Source organism: Woeseia sp. D3-10, from assembly GCF_055809415.1.
The window spans coordinates 4,051,021-4,065,913 of sequence record NZ_JBVVTW010000007.1 but is presented as its reverse complement, the minus strand read 5'-3'; the positions used below and the strand labels follow the sequence as shown (position 1 = coordinate 4,065,913).

At 58.3% G+C, this 14,893-nt stretch carries 20 protein-coding genes and 4 pseudogenes; 14 read left to right on the top strand and 10 right to left on the bottom strand.

The features are described 5' to 3' along the window. Positions 1–395: 395 nt before the first annotated feature. Positions 396–686 (bottom strand): hypothetical protein, encoded by a 291-nt coding sequence (locus tag AC0L8N_RS18755; protein ID WP_473669953.1) that lies wholly within the window; start codon positions 684–686, stop codon positions 396–398. 1,111 nt (positions 687–1,797) lie between these two features. On the opposite strand from AC0L8N_RS18755, the gene AC0L8N_RS18750 reads away from it, so the two are divergent. Next, on the top strand, positions 1,798–1,980 hold the full coding sequence (locus tag AC0L8N_RS18750) for a hypothetical protein (protein WP_473669951.1): 183 nt from the start codon (positions 1,798–1,800) through the stop codon (positions 1,978–1,980). A 775-nt stretch (positions 1,981–2,755) separates the two neighbouring features. Here AC0L8N_RS18750 and AC0L8N_RS18745 read toward each other — a convergent pair. From AC0L8N_RS18745 to AC0L8N_RS18735, 3 genes are all read right to left on the bottom strand, one after another. Then, positions 2,756–3,136 (bottom strand): alanine:cation symporter family protein, encoded by a 381-nt coding sequence (locus AC0L8N_RS18745; RefSeq protein ID WP_473669949.1) that lies wholly within the window; start codon positions 3,134–3,136, stop codon positions 2,756–2,758. Then, positions 3,091–3,312, bottom strand: coding sequence for a hypothetical protein (locus tag AC0L8N_RS18740; RefSeq protein WP_473669947.1), 222 nt, complete (start codon positions 3,310–3,312; stop codon positions 3,091–3,093). Before AC0L8N_RS18740 ends, AC0L8N_RS18745 begins: the two co-directional genes overlap by 46 nt. Before the next feature lie 62 nt (positions 3,313–3,374). Continuing rightward, positions 3,375–3,770 (bottom strand): hypothetical protein, encoded by a 396-nt coding sequence (locus AC0L8N_RS18735; RefSeq protein ID WP_473669945.1) that lies wholly within the window; start codon positions 3,768–3,770, stop codon positions 3,375–3,377. A gap of 1,052 nt (positions 3,771–4,822) precedes the next feature. Between AC0L8N_RS18735 and AC0L8N_RS18730 the strand changes: the two genes are divergently transcribed. Beyond that, positions 4,823–5,146 carry a zinc metallopeptidase gene (locus AC0L8N_RS18730; protein ID WP_473669943.1) on the top strand — a complete coding sequence of 108 codons (324 nt, stop codon included), beginning with the start codon at positions 4,823–4,825 and terminating at the stop codon, positions 5,144–5,146. On the opposite strand, the pseudogene AC0L8N_RS18725 reads toward AC0L8N_RS18730, so the two are convergent. Beyond that, positions 5,130–5,387: pseudogene (locus AC0L8N_RS18725) on the bottom strand (zinc metallopeptidase); the annotation flags it as partial. The gene AC0L8N_RS18730 and the pseudogene AC0L8N_RS18725 sit on opposite strands and share 17 nt — an antisense overlap. Positions 5,388–6,119: 732 nt before the next feature. On the opposite strand from AC0L8N_RS18725, the pseudogene AC0L8N_RS18720 reads away from it, so the two are divergent. The 12 genes and pseudogenes from AC0L8N_RS18720 (at position 6,120) to AC0L8N_RS18665 (ending at position 11,990) form a co-directional block, all read left to right on the top strand. Then, positions 6,120–7,487: pseudogene (locus tag AC0L8N_RS18720) on the top strand (alanine/glycine:cation symporter family protein). Between the two features lie 147 nt (positions 7,488–7,634). Next, complete coding sequence (locus AC0L8N_RS18715) at positions 7,635–7,790, top strand: hypothetical protein (RefSeq protein ID WP_473669941.1); 156 nt, start codon at positions 7,635–7,637, stop codon at positions 7,788–7,790. Between the two features lies 1 nt (position 7,791). Continuing rightward, entirely contained in the window at positions 7,792–8,511 is a 720-nt protein-coding gene (locus tag AC0L8N_RS18710; RefSeq protein ID WP_473669939.1) for a S10 family serine carboxypeptidase-like protein, read from the top strand. 126 nt (positions 8,512–8,637) lie between these two features. Continuing rightward, complete coding sequence (locus AC0L8N_RS18705; protein ID WP_473669937.1) at positions 8,638–8,961, top strand: hypothetical protein; 324 nt, start codon at positions 8,638–8,640, stop codon at positions 8,959–8,961. Positions 8,962–9,329: 368 nt separating this feature from the next. Then, positions 9,330–9,503, top strand: a complete 174-nt coding sequence (locus tag AC0L8N_RS18700) for a PLP-dependent transferase (RefSeq protein WP_473669935.1) — start codon at positions 9,330–9,332, stop codon at positions 9,501–9,503. A 1-nt stretch (position 9,504) separates the two neighbouring features. Next, entirely contained in the window at positions 9,505–9,675 is a 171-nt protein-coding gene (locus AC0L8N_RS18695) for a hypothetical protein (RefSeq protein WP_473670260.1), read from the top strand. Next, positions 9,648–9,812, top strand: coding sequence for a PLP-dependent transferase (locus AC0L8N_RS18690; RefSeq protein ID WP_473669933.1), 165 nt, complete (start codon positions 9,648–9,650; stop codon positions 9,810–9,812). The genes AC0L8N_RS18695 and AC0L8N_RS18690 overlap by 28 nt, the downstream gene beginning before the upstream one ends. Next, positions 9,769–10,293 (top strand): annotated as a pseudogene (locus AC0L8N_RS18685) (PLP-dependent transferase). Before AC0L8N_RS18690 ends, AC0L8N_RS18685 begins: the two are co-directional and overlap by 44 nt. Before the next feature lie 133 nt (positions 10,294–10,426). Next, positions 10,427–10,720, top strand: a complete 294-nt coding sequence (locus AC0L8N_RS18680; RefSeq protein WP_473669931.1) for a YciI family protein — start codon at positions 10,427–10,429, stop codon at positions 10,718–10,720. After that, positions 10,644–10,988 (top strand): hypothetical protein, encoded by a 345-nt coding sequence (locus AC0L8N_RS18675; RefSeq protein WP_473669929.1) that lies wholly within the window; start codon positions 10,644–10,646, stop codon positions 10,986–10,988. The genes AC0L8N_RS18680 and AC0L8N_RS18675 overlap by 77 nt, the downstream gene beginning before the upstream one ends. Further along, positions 10,948–11,418, top strand: coding sequence for a hypothetical protein (locus tag AC0L8N_RS18670; protein WP_473669927.1), 471 nt, complete (start codon positions 10,948–10,950; stop codon positions 11,416–11,418). Before AC0L8N_RS18675 ends, AC0L8N_RS18670 begins: the two co-directional genes overlap by 41 nt. A gap of 20 nt (positions 11,419–11,438) precedes the next feature. After that, entirely contained in the window at positions 11,439–11,990 is a 552-nt protein-coding gene (locus tag AC0L8N_RS18665; protein WP_473669925.1) for a DUF6596 domain-containing protein, read from the top strand. A gap of 49 nt (positions 11,991–12,039) precedes the next feature. Here AC0L8N_RS18665 and AC0L8N_RS18660 read toward each other — a convergent pair whose 3' ends face one another. From AC0L8N_RS18660 to AC0L8N_RS18640, 5 genes and pseudogenes are all read right to left on the bottom strand, one after another. Further along, positions 12,040–12,222 (bottom strand): hypothetical protein, encoded by a 183-nt coding sequence (locus tag AC0L8N_RS18660; RefSeq protein WP_473670243.1) that lies wholly within the window; start codon positions 12,220–12,222, stop codon positions 12,040–12,042. Positions 12,223–12,235: 13 nt separating this feature from the next. Next, positions 12,236–12,535 (bottom strand): hypothetical protein, encoded by a 300-nt coding sequence (locus tag AC0L8N_RS18655; RefSeq protein ID WP_473669923.1) that lies wholly within the window; start codon positions 12,533–12,535, stop codon positions 12,236–12,238. Continuing rightward, positions 12,492–12,740, bottom strand: coding sequence for a hypothetical protein (locus AC0L8N_RS18650; protein WP_473669921.1), 249 nt, complete (start codon positions 12,738–12,740; stop codon positions 12,492–12,494). Before AC0L8N_RS18650 ends, AC0L8N_RS18655 begins: the two co-directional genes overlap by 44 nt. Positions 12,741–12,919: 179 nt before the next feature. After that, positions 12,920–13,354, bottom strand: a complete 435-nt coding sequence (locus AC0L8N_RS18645) for a hypothetical protein (protein WP_473669919.1) — start codon at positions 13,352–13,354, stop codon at positions 12,920–12,922. Beyond that, positions 13,351–14,732, bottom strand: a pseudogene (locus tag AC0L8N_RS18640) (amidohydrolase). Before AC0L8N_RS18640 ends, AC0L8N_RS18645 begins: the two are co-directional and overlap by 4 nt. Positions 14,733–14,893: the final 161 nt, after the last annotated feature.

Below are 14,893 nucleotides of genomic sequence, written 5' to 3'. Positions count from 1 at the left end.
CGCCACGCACCCTCCTACGGTGGTTGCAGTGTTGATGTCCTGTAAGCCGTTGCCGCCGAAGCATCGCCCCCTTTTCGTAGTCGCTGAACGTCGCACTCACAGCCGGCAACGTAGGCATCCCATTCCTTGCTGCCCGGTTTCGGCTCCCCGCTGTCGCGGCTGCATAGATCAATAACAGGTATTGCACTTTGGTATCTCCTGGTCTGGGCGTTATCTACGGCCTTCGACTCAACCAACTGCCATCTGGTTTCACAAGACCGGTTCTTTTTTCCGGCTCAGCCCTACGCCAGCGCCTGCTCCAGATCGCGAATCCAGATCGTCAGTGCTTCGATCCCGATCGACAAGCGCAGCAGGTCGGCAGGAATCGGGCTGTCCGATGGAATAGCGATGTTCTATCAAACTCTCCACATCGCCGGATGAATACCTGACACGGCGTGCGACTTCCAGCGCCGCCATGACCCGCAGCGGCAGAACACCGCCACCGAAACCCCTTTGTTCGCTTGCCACGGCGTGCCGCGGGTGTGTCGGTAGCCCCGGTAAAGAACACCCAGAATTTCGGTGGCCCGAAGAATGCGAGCGATCGCCATAGCAGAGTGACTTGCCGCTCTGAAGAACAAGGTACGCATGCCGCGCTGCAACAGCCATGCCAGGATTGCGCCACCGTCGACGGCCGGATCGCGTCCCATTGTTCATTCTGGCAGCTGTATGCAGCGCGCCCGCCGCCTCACCGTGTCCCTTGAGATACTTGGTTGCCGAGAGGACGTCCGCGCCGAGCCAAAGGCTGGCACAACACGGGTGTCGCCACCGTTGAATTACTGTAGTTGCGCGCCAGGCCCCGCCGCATGCGCTATGCGCGCCGATGCCGCGATATCGATGATGTCACTGTATACTTAATCCACACCAGCTTTCGCTTGCGGCTTTGACAGTGTTCTCCAGGCCGCGCGGCTCGTTGAACAGCTCCAACTCAATACCCCATCGCGAGAAAAAATGTACCCAGCCAAATTGCGCAGTCCCCAATACATTACTTTTGGTGCAACGATGTGGTCTCCGGGGCTCGCGCGATAGCCATTGCCGCCGCCATGCTCAGAACTGAACAGCAAAGCCTTCCAGTTCGCAAAGCATTGCCTCGGCGGTTGCGAACGTCGGATTCGTCCGGGCGTACCCGTACTCGTCGGCGATGAGTTGGTAGTCGGGATCGCGAGCGAACGTCGTCGATGGCTGTATCGGGGGCGCATTTCCCCGCTATCTAGATAGCCGTAGTCCCCGCGCCGTGGCCGGCTTTTGCCTCTCCGTCATTTCGGCGTCCTGGTGCCTGTTGAATCAACTGCCGTGTGTCGTGCAGAAGCCGGTCCCGGCACTTGTCCCTTATTGCATGTCAGTGCCACCGCCTTTGTAACAACCATAATCCTTCAATGTCGTGGCGATTAAGTGTGGATTCTGTGTCCTCAAAGAACCAACGACTCGAGGTCAACGGAACGCCACTTAACACCCGGCAGCGGCCCATGCGCGCAGGGGCGGCGCGACAGGTTTTGTGCTCTGTGTTGCAGGGCCACGTTTTCCTGGACCTCGCGCCTGGTTCTCCAGCTCCATTCCTTGTTTAAATTAGATCCGCAGGAGGAAAGCAAGCGGTCGCCCTTCACATCAGTCTGAGCATTGGATCAACAGCTTGAAAGCGGCTGTCGGCTGCGTCACCGGGGATGGGATTCTCGGCTGCGAGATCATCAATTTGATCCTGAATCGAGCAAGCCCACCGCGAGCCCCTCATTTTCAGCAACTCTTTCGCAAAGCGAAATCCCTATGCGCAAGTTCGAAACGTTCGATGTAGTCGCTCGACAAGCCCGTGTAGCGCTGGAGGCCGCGTACTATTATCTGACCCGCAGCCAGTGCGTTGCCTTTCTGAACAGCGCAGGCAGCAACTCGTCGCTGGCAACTTCCTTGCCTCGGCGACGAAAAGCCTTCATCGACGCTGGCTTCGGTTGACTTGTCGCTATACCACGCCCTGCGGCCATCGTCGGCAGATAGGTAATGTGGGAGAAGATCGCGAACGTACGGCGCAGACCCGCGTAATCGAGCGCCTGCGGAAACCAATACTGTTCAGCCCCAGCATGAAATCCGTTTCTAGGATTTCCGCAACCGCTGCGCGCGTCGTTCCGAAACTTTCACCGAGCAGGAAAGCGCGGCGCATTCAGCGCCGGCGTCGGCTACCAAGGCGACGAACTCGGCCATGCGTCCGCCCCCTCAGACCCCAGACCCTCGCCCTCATGCTCGCCAGCGCGCGAATACGCAACCACCCGGTTACAAGACCGAGGGTCAGTGACGTCCAGCAAGCGGCGTCCTGCACGGGGTACGGCGGCAGCCCGGCGTTGCCTGCATCGCTGGGGACAACGATGCGCTGGACAACGTGCCCACGCGCAGCGATAACGATGCTGAGCCAGGCCCACCGTTCCAGAGGCAAACGTAACTGGCTCGTCGCGTCGGTGCGCACATAAGCGAAGGGTAAAAATGGACGCTTTGGGTTCGCCGTCTCACTGGCAATAATGTTTCGCCGATACGTATGCATACGCCATTAAACTCGCCGCGATGTTTCGGTCACGAAGCTGCGTGGCTCGGGAATAATCTGCGGCCTTTGTATCGGTGGTTTCGGCAGCCAATGTGCCGTGCAGAAAATACGATTGCCGCCATCATTACATACAGTGAACCAATTCCACTTTCTATAATTCATCGACGTTCCCCCGACGCAAAAATGGCGCTCGCCTTATGGCGATGCAATGCTGGAAATAATACAGAGAAGCGCACGCGGATCGCGCCATTTCAATGACAACGAAATGGCGCTAGCTGCTTGCTTTTGAGACGTGCAATAGTTTTTGGCCGCTACCCTTGGTGCCAGCAGGAGGCTGGACACCATCGTAGGAATGGCCATAGTTGCGTACATGCCGTCGATCAGACCAATAACCGCTCGCAGCGACGCGGCAGCTCCCACAATGATCAGTACCGTGTAGAACCAGATATACCAACGCTCGTAGCGGCTGCCAAACAGAAAGCCAGCGCATTTGCCACCGTAGTAACTGAAGGTGAGCACCGTGCTGATACTCAGGAACAAACACCATAACGACCAGCAAACCGCCAAAACCGGCAAAACGCCGACTCGAAGGCGTTGCTGGTCATCGTGACTCCTACGGCGTCTGGTTCGCCACGCACCGGTAACCAGAATCGCCAACGCGTGCACGTGCAAACGATTACGTGTCGACGGAACGGGCCAATCATGGCAACCAGTCCCTCAATGGCTCGTCGGTTCGGGCAGCTCCGTGCCACTGTGCCTATGCCTGCCTCGTTCGAAAACGCACCGCGCTGCACGCCGATCAAAATAACCTACACTAGGGCGCCACCGGCCACCGACTGACCGTGAACGCGTCACTCACGATAAGAGACAGCGCCCCCGCAATTTCCGGGGCATCTGCACGAGCAAGTATGGCCCGCTCACAAAATAGAAAATCACCATGAACGGTACTACCCGGCTGGTCACGTTCGCTATCCGTGAAACCCTCCCCCACGATAACCGCGAACACCAGGGCGCTAAATACGACACCCAGCACCAGGTCGAATACCAGGTGATCATCGGAGGGTAAGACCAGCAGGTACGGCGACCACATCGCGGTATTGCACCAGCTGATTAATCTGGAATATTGGCAAAGACCCGAACAACGCCTGATGCAGAACAACCAGGCCAGCGGCAGCCAGCGACGTCCCAGACCCTCACGAATAACGTACATGGGGCCACCCTGCAAGTGGCCCGAATGTCGCGCCCGAAGTGACAGCGAGCGACGCAGCAGAGACTCGGTGGCTATAATCCTACAATGGCCGTAACCCACATCCAGAAAACAGCGGCCCGCCAACGGTGATGGCAACTGCGACCCCGGTGATATTGCCGAGACCCAGGTCCCCGAAAGAGCTGTTGCGAGTGCTTTGAAGTGCGAGATATCGCCTTGATCACCGGATTCCGTTCGTACTCCTGGCCACGATTTCGAAACCGTGGTGGGACGGTACGGCAGGCCTCTGGAGTGCAGGACGAAGAAAATGCCCCCGCCTACCAGACCGGACCAGCGGCGTGCCCCACATGAACGACTCAAATGCATCCAACGCCGCGCCAAAAATGGTCGCCATAGGTCCGTCCCAAGCCGTAAACGGCATACACCCTAGCGCGTCCGCTACGCTCCGGCAACAGGGGTACGTTACCGATTAACCGGGTTGCACGACATCCCACACACGCAACCAACAGCACTTCGTAGCTGTTTGCCTCCATAGCTAATCCCGGCGGCAACTCCAGTGTATGTATAGGTGCATCATCCAGCTCGCGGATTTCCTGAAAGAGTCTTGCTACGTCTTGTAAACCTTGTACTTCACACCTCTTTGTGCGCGCGAACTTCAAGCAGGACCTGGCTTTCGGTTGAGTCTTGAATCAATTGTGCAGACATTGTTCGCATCCCCTTGTTCTCGGATTTACGGTCCGGCAATATCAATTTGGGTTGCAAATGTTGTGCCGCAGTGGAGTGCCCGGGATTGCACTGCATAACAAGGCTCTGGTCGAAAGCCGCTGTCCGGCTAGCTACAAAACAGCCGCCGATCACTGCAAATTTTCGTCACTTTTTGACCGAAATTCTGCAAATTGCGACATCGGTTTGACATAGTCCACAGTCAGACAAGACCTATACAGCCAACTCCGCTGCTTGCAGCCCCACGAATTAACGCAGTGACTGGCCAGCGAGTGCCGATCCGAGAAAGTGAACGTATACTGGAGTGAATAATCCGGGAACCGCCGCCCGCTGTGAACGTGGGCTACACTGTGATCTACCTCCTACTCGCCCTGCTCGTGCTCCTGCTGGTTTTCGGACCCGGCATTTGGGTCAAACGTGCGCCAACGCGTTACTCAACACCGGCCAATCGTTATGGCGGCAGTGGCGCCGAGCTCGCGCGGCACCTGCTCGATCTGTCCGGTCTGAACACCGTGACTGTTGAGCGCACCCAGAACGGGCGATCCGATAGCGGTGCGAGCGACGGTCACTCATTGACCGCCATCACCGTCGCCGCCCACGAGGTCGGTCACGCCATTCAGGACGAGGGCTATCGCCCCCGTGGGCGGCGACGGTGATGGCGGTCAATGAGTGACCGTCGTACTTGTCATCGGTGAGCCGCACCGCTTTTGCGGTCGGGTCGTAGTGATCGCCGTTCTGGGTGCGCTCAACAGTCACGGTGTTCAAACCGCACAGATTGAGCAGGTGCCGCGCGAGCTCGGCGCCACTGCCGCCATAACGATTGGCCGGTGTTGAGTAACGCGTTAGCACACGTTTGACCCAAATGCCGGGTCCGAAAACCAGCAGGAGCACGAGCAGGGCGAGTAGGAGGTATCATGGCGGGCGATTGTAGCCCACGTTCACAGCGGGCGGCGGTTCCCGGATTATTCACTCCAGCCTGTCGGTACGGTGGCCGGTTACCGGATCGCGGACCGGCTGGCCAGTCACTGCGTTAATTCGTCAGGGTGTTGCGAGCGGCGAATAGCTGTAGTAATTGTCGTCCTGACTGTGGATGATGTCAAACCGATGTTGCAATTTGCAGAATTTCGGTCAAAAAGTGACGAAAATTTGCAGTGATCGGCGGCTGTTTTGTAGCTAGCCGGGGCAGCGGCTTTCAACCAGAGCCTTGGTTATGCAGTGCAATCCCGGCACACCGCCCAGTGGCACAACAAATTCCGCACCCGAATTGATATTGCCGGACCGAGATAAATCCAGAACAAGGGATCCGAAAAGATGATCCTACCATCGGAAAAAAGACTGGACCGAAAGCCAGGTACTGCTGAAATTCGGCGCGCACAAAGATGTGAAGTACAAGGTTTACAAGCATGGCGAAAAACTCTTTCAGGAAATCCGCGAGCTGGATGATGCACCTGAACACACACACTGGAGTTGCCGCCGGGATTAGCTATGACAAAGGGCAACAGCTACGAAGTGCTGTTGCGTTACGTGCTGCTGGATGTCGTGCAACCCGGTTAATCGGTAATTTGCCCTCGTTTGCCGGAGCGTAGCGGACGCGAGGGTGTATGCCGTTTACGGCTTCCGGACGGACCTATGGCAACCATTGGCGCGGCGTTGAATGCGTTTTCATCGTTCATGTGGGGCACGCCGCTGGTCATCTTGCTGGTAGGCGGGGGCATTTTCTTCGTCCTGCACTCCAGAGGCCTGCCGTACCGGCATTTCCGCCACGGTTTCGAAATCATCACCGGGAGATACGATGCCGAATCCGGTGATCAAGGCGATCTCGCACTTCAAAGCACTCGGCAACAGCTCTTTCGGGGACCTTGGGTCTCGGCAATATCACCGGGGTCGCAGTTGCCATCACCGTTGGCGGGCCGGGCGCTGTTTTCTGGATGTGGGTTATGGCTATTATCGGTATCGCCACCAATCTATACTGCGTCGCTCTCGCCGTCATGTATCGCGGGCGACGTTGGGCTGACTTGCAGGGTGGCCCCATGTACGTTATTCGTGAGGGTCTGGGACGTCGCTGGCTGCCGCTGGCCTGGTTGTTCTGCATCGTGGCGTTGTTCCGTACCTTGCCAATATTCCAGATTAATCAGCTGGTGCAAATCATCCGCGATGTGGTCGCCGTACCTGTGCCGGTCTTACCCTTGCCGATGATCACCTGGTATTCGACCTGGTGCTGGGTGTCCGCATCGACGCCCCGGCGTTCGCGGTTATCGTGCACGTATTCCAGCGGATAGCGAACGTGACCAGCCGGGTAGTACCGTTCATGGTGATTTTCTATTTTGTGCTGACGGCAAACTCCGCCCGCGCAGAATGCCCCGGAAATTCCGGCGCTGTCTCTTATCGTGAGTGACGCGTTCAGCGGTCAGTCGGTGGCCGGTGGCGCGGTTGGTACGGTTATTTTGATCGGCGTGCAGCGCGGTGCGTTTTCGAACGAGGCAGGCATAGGCACAGAGTCTCTGCGACGGCAGCTGCCCGAACGAACGAGCCCATTCGTGAGCGCTCGCATCGGTCATGATTGGCCCGTTCGTCGACACGTTAATCGTTTGCACGTGCACCGCGTTGGCGATTCTGGTTACCGGTGCGTGGCAAACCGACGCCGTAGGAATCACGATGACCAGCAACGCCTTCGAGTCGGCGTTTCCCGGCTTTGGCGGTTTGCTGCTGGTCGTTATGGTGTTCTTCCTGAGTATCAGCACGGTGCTCACCTTCAGTTACTACGGTGGCAAATGCGCTGGCTTTCTGTTGCAGCTGCTACGAGCGTTGGTATATCTGGTTATGGTACTCATCATTGTGGGAGCTGCCGCGTCGCTGCGAGCGGTTATTGGTCTGATTGACTGGCATGTACGCAACTATGGCCATTCCTACGATGGTGTCCAGCCTCCTGCTGGCGCCCTGAAAGTAAGGGTAGCGGCCGAAGACTATTTTGCACGTCTCAAAGCAAGCGGCGGCTAGCGCGATTCGTTGTCATTGAAATGGCGCGATGCCGTGCGCTTCTCTGTATTATTTCCAGCATCGCATTGCCATAAGGCGAGCGCCATTTTTGCGTCGGGGGAACGTCGATGAATTATAGAAAGTGGAATTGGTCAGCTGCTGGAACTGATGGCGGTAATCGTATTTTCTGTGCTGGCAGCATTGGCTGCCGAAACCGCCGATACAAAGGCGGCAGCAAGCGATCCCCAGCCACTGAGCTTCGTGACCGAACATCGCGGCGAGTTTAATGGCGTATCCATACGCTATACGGCGACAGCGGGCTAAAATGCAACTACGGGATGAAAACGGCGAACCCAAAGCGTCCACTTCTTACCTTCGCTTATGTGCGCACCGACGCGCAACGGGACCACGGCCGGTTACGTTTGTCTGGAACGGTGGGCCTGGCTCAGCATCGTTATGGCTGCACATGGGCACGTTCGGTCCCAAGCGCGTCGTTGTCCCCAGCGATGCAGGCAACGCCGGGCTGCCGCCGTACCCGGTGCAGGACGCGACAGAAACCTTGCTGGACGTCACTGACCTGGCCTTCGTTGACCCGGTGGGTACCGGCTATTCGCGCGCGCTCGGCGAGCATGAGGGCAAAGAGTTCTGGGGTTCGAACGAAGACGCGTTGTCGATGGCCGAGTTCATTCGCACCTGGGTCACCGAGCACCAGCGCTGGAATGCGCCGCGCTTCCTGCTCGGTGAAAGTTTCGGAACGACGCGCGCCGCAGCGGTTGCGGAAATCCTAGAAACGGATTTCATGCTGCGGCTCAGTCATGGATATTCGTTTCGCAGGCGCTCGATTACGCGGGTTCTACGCCGTACGTTCGCGACAATCTTATTTCCCACATTACCTATCTGCCGACGATGGCGGCCACGGCGCGGTATCACGACAGGATTCAACCGAAGCCAGCGTCGATGGAAGCCTTCGTCGCCGAGGAAGGAAGTTTGCCAGCGACGAGTTGCTGCCTGCGCTGTTCAAAGGCAACGCACTGGCTGCGAGTGACCGTGCAGTCATCGTACGCGGCCTCCAGCGCTACACGGGCTTGTCGAGCGACTACATCAAACGTTCAAACTGGCGCATCCAGGGATTTCGCTTCGCGAAGAACTGCTGCGAAATGAGGGGCTCGCGGTGGGCTTGCTCGATTCCCGGTACACGCAGGATCAAATTGATGATCTCGCAGCCGATCCATCCGGTGACGCAGCCGACGGCGCGATTTCAGCGGCTTTCAAGGCAGCTCTGATGCAATACCTGCAGACTGATCTGAAGGCGGATTGGGACCGCTTGTACCTTGCTCCTGCGGATCCTAATTTAAAGAAGGAACTGGAGCTGGAGAACGGCACCCGAAGGAGAGGGCTGGGAACCGTGGCGGTCGGACACAGCACAAAACCTGTCGCGCGCCCTGCGCGCAAATCCACAGCTGCGGGAGACGAAGCGCGTCTGGGGCTACTTTGACCTGGTGACCCCGTTCTTTGACGCGGAATTCACACTTAATCGCCACGACATTGAAGCGTCACGCATTGACTATCGTTATTACGAAGGCGGTCACATTAATGACGCTCAATGAACCGTCACGGACCCGGCTTCTGCACGACACACGGCAGTTCATTCAACAGCAGCTCAGGACGCCGAAATGACGGAGAGGCAAAAGCCGGCCACGCGGGTTGCACAGGGACTGCACTATGTTGATAAGCAAACGGGGAGTGTGATTCCGCCGATACAGCCATCGACGACGTTCGCTCGCGATCCCGACTACCAACTCATCGCCGACGAGTACAGTTACGCCCGGGACTCAGAATCCGACGCTCCCAACCGCCGAGGCAATGCTTTGCGAACTGGAAGGTGGCAGCGATGCTTTGCTGTTCAGTTCTGGCATGGCGGCGGCAATGGCTATCGCGCAAACATTGCGTCCCGGAGACCACATCGTTGCACCAAAAGTAATGTATTGGGGACTGCGCACTCTGGCCCGGTACATTCCGCTCGCAATGGGGTATTGAGTTGGAGCTGTTCGATGCCAATGAGCCGCGCGGCCTGGATGAAACGCTGCTCAAAGCCGGCAAGACGAAGCTGGCGTGGATTGAGTCTCCGCGCAATCCGACCTGTGGACGTCATCGATATCGCGGCATCGGCGCGCATAGCGCATGCGGCGGGCGCGCAACTTGCGGTTGATTCAAACGGCGGCCACACCCGCGTTGTGCCAGCCTTTGCGGCTCGGCGCGGACATTGTCATGCACTCGGCAACCAAGTATCTCAACGGACACGGTGACGCTGGCGGCGGGCGCGCTGATTACGGCTCGCCAGAATGAACAATGGGACGCGATCCGGCATGTGCGCGCCGACGGTGGCGCAATCCTCGGTGGTTTCGAGGCATGGCTGTTGCAGCGCGGCATGCGTACCTTGTTCTTGCGGGTTCGAGCGGCAAGTCACTCTGCTATGGCGATCGCTCAGCATTTTTCGGGCCACCCAAAATTGCTGGGTGTTCTTTACCCGGGGGCTACCGACACACCCGCGGCACGCCGTGGCAAGCGAACAAATGTCGGGAGGGTTTGGTGGACATGTTGTCGCTGCGGGTGACCGGCGGTGCTGTGGCGGCGCTGGAAGTCGCACGCCGGTGTCAGGTATTCATCCGGCGCGACGTCACTGGGTGGTGTGGAGAGTTTGATAGAACATCGCGATTCTCATTCGCAGGGACCGGACAGCCCGATTCCTGCCGACCTGCTGCGCTTGTCAATCGGGATCGAAGACACTGACGATCTGATTCGCGATCTGGAGCAGGCGCTGGCGTAGGGCTGAGCCGGAAAAAAGAACCGGGCACGTTTGCGTCCAAAACCGAATGGCCCATCCGTCAGGGTGTTGAAGGCGGGCCAAATCGGCGAGCGCCAACCAGGAGATACCAAAGTGCAATACCTGTTATTGATCTATGCAGCCGCGGACAGCGGGGAGCCGAAACCGGGCAGCAAGGAAACCGGATGCCTACATTGCCGGCTATGAGTCGTTAAGCAACGAAGCTGCCGAAAAGGGGGCGATGCTCGGCGGCAACGGCTTACAGGACATCGACACTGCAACCACCGTGAGGGTGCGTGGCGGCAAAGTTGAAACCACTGACGGGCCGTTCGCTCAGACCCGGGAAGTGCTGGGTGGCTACTACCTGGTTGCGAATCGGCAAAGACCTCGACGAAGCCATCGCGTATGCGGCCAAGATACCGGGCGCTGAGTTCGGTTCGGGTCCAGACTTCGACCCATCATGCAATTTGACTGAACCGCCGAACGTGCAAGAGCTTGCCCGCACGGTCGCTGCACTTGTGCGCGACCAGTGGGGGCGGGTGCTTGCAACGTTGGTCAAAGATTTCGGCGATTTTTCGCTGGCCGAAGATGCCCTGCAGGACGCATTCATTGAGGCATTGCAGCGCTGGCCTGCCGCTGGGGTATCCGCGCACCCCGGTGGCCTGGTTACTGACGGTTGCCCGGCGCAGGGTTATTGATCACCTGCGCCATGATCGCCAGAAGGTCACCAAGGAAACCGAGCTTGGAGTCCTCGCCGACCAGCGAGAGGTATTCCCGGCGGTGGAGGACGACGAGTTGATTCCCGATGAACGCTTGCGTCTGATATTCACCTGTTGTCATCCGGCGTCGCGACCGTCCGCTCAGGTTGCACTGACCCTGAAAGCATTGTGTGGATTCCGCACGTCCGAACTGGCGCGTGCGTTCCTGAGCGCCGAAACCACAATGGGTCAGCGCATCGTGCGTGCCAAGCGCAAGATTCGCGAGGCGGCGATTCCCTTCCGTGTACCCGATCCGGAACAGTTGCCCGAAAGGCTTCACAGTGTGCTCGCCGTTATCTATCTGATCTTTAACGAGAGCTGGTCGGCAACCCGAAGGCGATCAGCTCATACGTCATTCGCTCTACGATGAAGCCATAAATCTCTATCGGCATGCTGCGCCGACTGTTGCCACCGGATAGCGAGGTGCTGGGATTCCACGCGTTAATGCTTTTGCATGGCTCACGCAGCACAGCGCGACTCGATAACAGCAACGAGCTGGTCACGCTCGAAGAGCAGGATCGGCGCTCGTGGGACCGTACGATGATTGCGGACGGCCAGGACATGATCGTCGAAGCAGCCGCGCTGGGTCGGCCCGGGCCGTATCTGCTGCAGGCGATGATCAGCGCCGTGCATGCCAGCGCCGATAGCTTCGAGGAAACGGATTGGCTGCAAATACGCGACTTGTACGGTCTCCTGTATACGGCGCAGCCGTCGCTGGTGATCAAACTGAACGCGACGGTCGCGCGTCACTTTGCCGGTGGCACTGAAGCCGCCGTTGCGACGCTCGATGAGTTGGAAGCAGGAACCCGCGCTGTTTCGCTATCAACCGTTGTATGTAACCCGCGCGGAGTTGTGTCGAAAAGCGGGCGACCTGGGGCTGCGCCCGCGACTACGCATTGCGTGCCTTGGCTCTTAGTCAGAATGATACTGCACCGACTCTGACATCCAGAAACGCCTGCGACAGATTGAATCTGCCGCAGGCGGCGCCGGATCAATGCCGGAAAGCGGGCGGTAATTCGCTGCTCGTTTTCAGGTAGCGGTCCCGCAACAGGGTTTGCCGGCTTTGCATCGGTATACGTTCACCCTTGATGTACACCTGCTCGGGGTAAAAGCTGCTCAACTCCAGAGGATCGTCGGCCCAGATGACAATATCGGCGTCTTTGCCCGCGACAATACTTCCACTTCGATCAGCAACGCCGTAAGCAACCGGCGGGTGTAAGCGTGAGTGCGCGTAACGCTGTTTCCCACGTCAATCCGTTGGCAACCGCGATGCCTGCTGCCTGTGTGATGTTACGCGCGTTGTGCGTTTGGACGCTGCTGCCGCCAAAGGCAATGGCAACACCTGCATCCGCCAACAATGCGGCTGCATCGAGACGCGCGTTCAGTTTGTCAAAACTGCCGGGCAAATTGTTGATGGAGTCGAGAATAACGCCAATACCCGCATCAGCAAGTCGTTCGGCAACCATCCGATCGTTCTTCCGTTCCACCAGCGATCAACAGACGCAAATTGTATTCCTCGGCCATGGCGAGCAGGACTTCAATATCACTCGCCCGGTCCACGTGGACGATCAAAGGCAAGGTGCCTTCAATCACGGCTTGCAGTGCTTCGAGGTCTGACTGGCTGAGGGAAGTAGGCGCGCCGACTGCCGCGTTCGAATTCGTCCTTGTGGCCGGCGTAATCCAGAGCATCATTCAAGGACTGTCGAAGCTGGAGCAAGGCGGCTGCTCTGGAACGCGCCAGCCAGACTGCTACCGCCTTCGCCGAGGTGCACGACCATTGCGGCCTGTTCGTCGAACCACTGAGTCTGCGCTGTCCCCGAGCTGCACAATTGCGCCGAGGCCGGAAAAAATGTGACTGAACTGACCAGCCTCTACCCGGTCCGCCGGCGCCCGACGGCGACGACGGCGGCACGCGTGATGCCTTCAATACGATTGACGGCGATCAATGTCGAGCGGCGGTTGTAAGCATCGGCAACATCGAAAGCCGCGCTGAACTGTTCGCCGCGTTGGATGAAGTCCACGGTGCCCCCAACGGCGCTCACTTCGGTCAGGCCCAGTTGGCCCATGGCAGAAAACAGTCCGGGGGTCACAATCTTGCCCTTGGCGTCCACCACCGTTGCGCCGGGTGGGGCGACTAGGTTGTTGCCTAGTTCTTTAATTACGCCATCTTCAATGATCACAGTGGCGTTTTCCAGAGTGCCGCGATCGCTCACGGTATGCACGCGCGCGCCGGTAATGGCAATCGTTTCCGCCTGCAAGGCTAATGGCAGCAGAGAAATCAACAGAAGTGCAAAGCGACAGTTCATTTGGCACCTCCTGCGGAAGCCGTCGTACCAAGGCTGAAATCAGTCAACGGGTTTATTGCCGGTTGCTGGCGGTCGTAGACCAGCGCACCGTCAATGTAAACGCGTTCCACTGTTGTGTAGACGCTGAACGGATTCCCGCTCCAGACTGTTATGTCTGCCATTTTGTCTGCTTCCAGCGTACCGGTTTGATCCAGGATGCCGAGTGCTTGAGCAGCGTTCGACGTTATCCAGCGAATAGCGCGCTCTGGGGGTATCTCGATTCCCGCTTCGGCCGCTGCGCCCATAAACTTCGGCGCTTTCCTGGTTCAGCCGTTGAATGCCCAGATCGTCATCCGAATGTATAACGGCGCAGGCCTCCGCAGCGTCGATGATCGCCGCATTTTCGCGGATACCGTCGTAGGCTTCCATCTTGAAACCCCACCAGTCCGCCCAGACGGCGGCGCAAACGTTGTTCTCTGCCAGCAGTTGCGGAATCTTGTAGGCCTCGACCGCGTGGTGAAAGGCAGTGATTTGATAATCGAATTCCTTCGCGATTTCGAGCATGACGGCCATTTCATCGGCACGGCAGACAATGATTGTGAATCAGAATTTCGCCATCCAGTACACCCGCCAACGTTTCGAGTTGGAGATCGCGTTCGGGTGCTTCGCCTTCGCCGTTCGCGGCCTTGTGGATCTTGTCCCGGTATTGCGCAGCCGCGATCCAGGCACTGCGGTAGCCCGCGACATTTCCCATCCGGGTTGAAGGCGGCGTACCGCGACTGCCATACACCCGTTTAGGATTCTCACCACAGGCCATCTTCAGGCCATAGGGCGCGCCTGGAAACTTCATGTCCATGACTGAAGTGCCGGGTACATTCTTAAGCGTAACGCCGCGACCGCCAAACAGATTCGCCGAGCCCGGCAATATTTGTAGCGAGGTAATGCCGCCGGCCAAGGCCGCGACAAAGCCCGGGTCTTGCGGCCAGACACTGTGTTCGGCCCAGACTTCGGCGGTGTTGGCGGCTGTCGCTTCGTTGCCGTCGGAATGGGCATCCACGCCAGGGCTGGGATAGACGCCCAGGTGTGAATGGACGTCGATGATGCCGGGCGTCACCCACAGACCGCTGGCATCAACGCGTTCGGCATCGGGGGCCTTGATACCCTGGCCAACAGCCAGGATACGCCCGTCTTGCAGGAGTACATCGGCGTTATCCAGGCGCTCCCCGGTTCCTGTCAGCACTGTCGCGCCGCTGAGCAGTGTGTCTGTTGCCGGTAGCGCGCGGTAACGACTGTCATAGGCATCGCCCGAGCTGGCGGCGGGTTCGTCGTTGGCCCGGTCACTGCAGGCGATTAGCGATGCTGCAGCACACAGCATTAGTAACGGTACGCGTGTTCTCATCAGTAACTCCGTTGGCAAACTCATTCGGACCGGCTGCAACGATCGCCGGTGTCTGGCAAGAGCGTTATTGCCGGGTATGTGGCAGAGTGAAGTTATGTGGAGCAGAATGGCTACACGGCTAAGGCTATCAAAATGCCTGCGAAGCGAACAGAGGCCGGCTT

What these genes read in the sequence shown, in the direction of transcription:
- AC0L8N_RS18755 (WP_473669953.1), bottom strand. Translation starts at nt 686, where the DNA reads ATGGGACGCGATCCGGCCGTCGACGGTGGCGCAATCCTGGCATGGCTG.
- AC0L8N_RS18750 (WP_473669951.1), top strand. Translation starts at nt 1,798, where the DNA reads ATGCGCAAGTTCGAAACGTTCGATGTAGTCGCTCGACAAGCCCGTGTA.
- AC0L8N_RS18735 (WP_473669945.1), bottom strand. Translation starts at nt 3,770, where the DNA reads ATGTACGTTATTCGTGAGGGTCTGGGACGTCGCTGGCTGCCGCTGGCC.
- AC0L8N_RS18715 (WP_473669941.1), top strand. Translation starts at nt 7,635, where the DNA reads ATGGCGGTAATCGTATTTTCTGTGCTGGCAGCATTGGCTGCCGAAACC.
- AC0L8N_RS18710 (WP_473669939.1), top strand. Translation starts at nt 7,792, where the DNA reads ATGCAACTACGGGATGAAAACGGCGAACCCAAAGCGTCCACTTCTTAC.
- AC0L8N_RS18700 (WP_473669935.1), top strand. Translation starts at nt 9,330, where the DNA reads ATGCTTTGCGAACTGGAAGGTGGCAGCGATGCTTTGCTGTTCAGTTCT.
- AC0L8N_RS18690 (WP_473669933.1), top strand. Translation starts at nt 9,648, where the DNA reads ATGCGGCGGGCGCGCAACTTGCGGTTGATTCAAACGGCGGCCACACCC.
- AC0L8N_RS18680 (WP_473669931.1), top strand. Translation starts at nt 10,427, where the DNA reads ATGCAGCCGCGGACAGCGGGGAGCCGAAACCGGGCAGCAAGGAAACCG.
- AC0L8N_RS18665 (WP_473669925.1), top strand. Translation starts at nt 11,439, where the DNA reads ATGCTGCGCCGACTGTTGCCACCGGATAGCGAGGTGCTGGGATTCCAC.
- AC0L8N_RS18650 (WP_473669921.1), bottom strand. Translation starts at nt 12,740, where the DNA reads ATGATGCTCTGGATTACGCCGGCCACAAGGACGAATTCGAACGCGGCA.
- AC0L8N_RS18645 (WP_473669919.1), bottom strand. Translation starts at nt 13,354, where the DNA reads ATGAACTGTCGCTTTGCACTTCTGTTGATTTCTCTGCTGCCATTAGCC.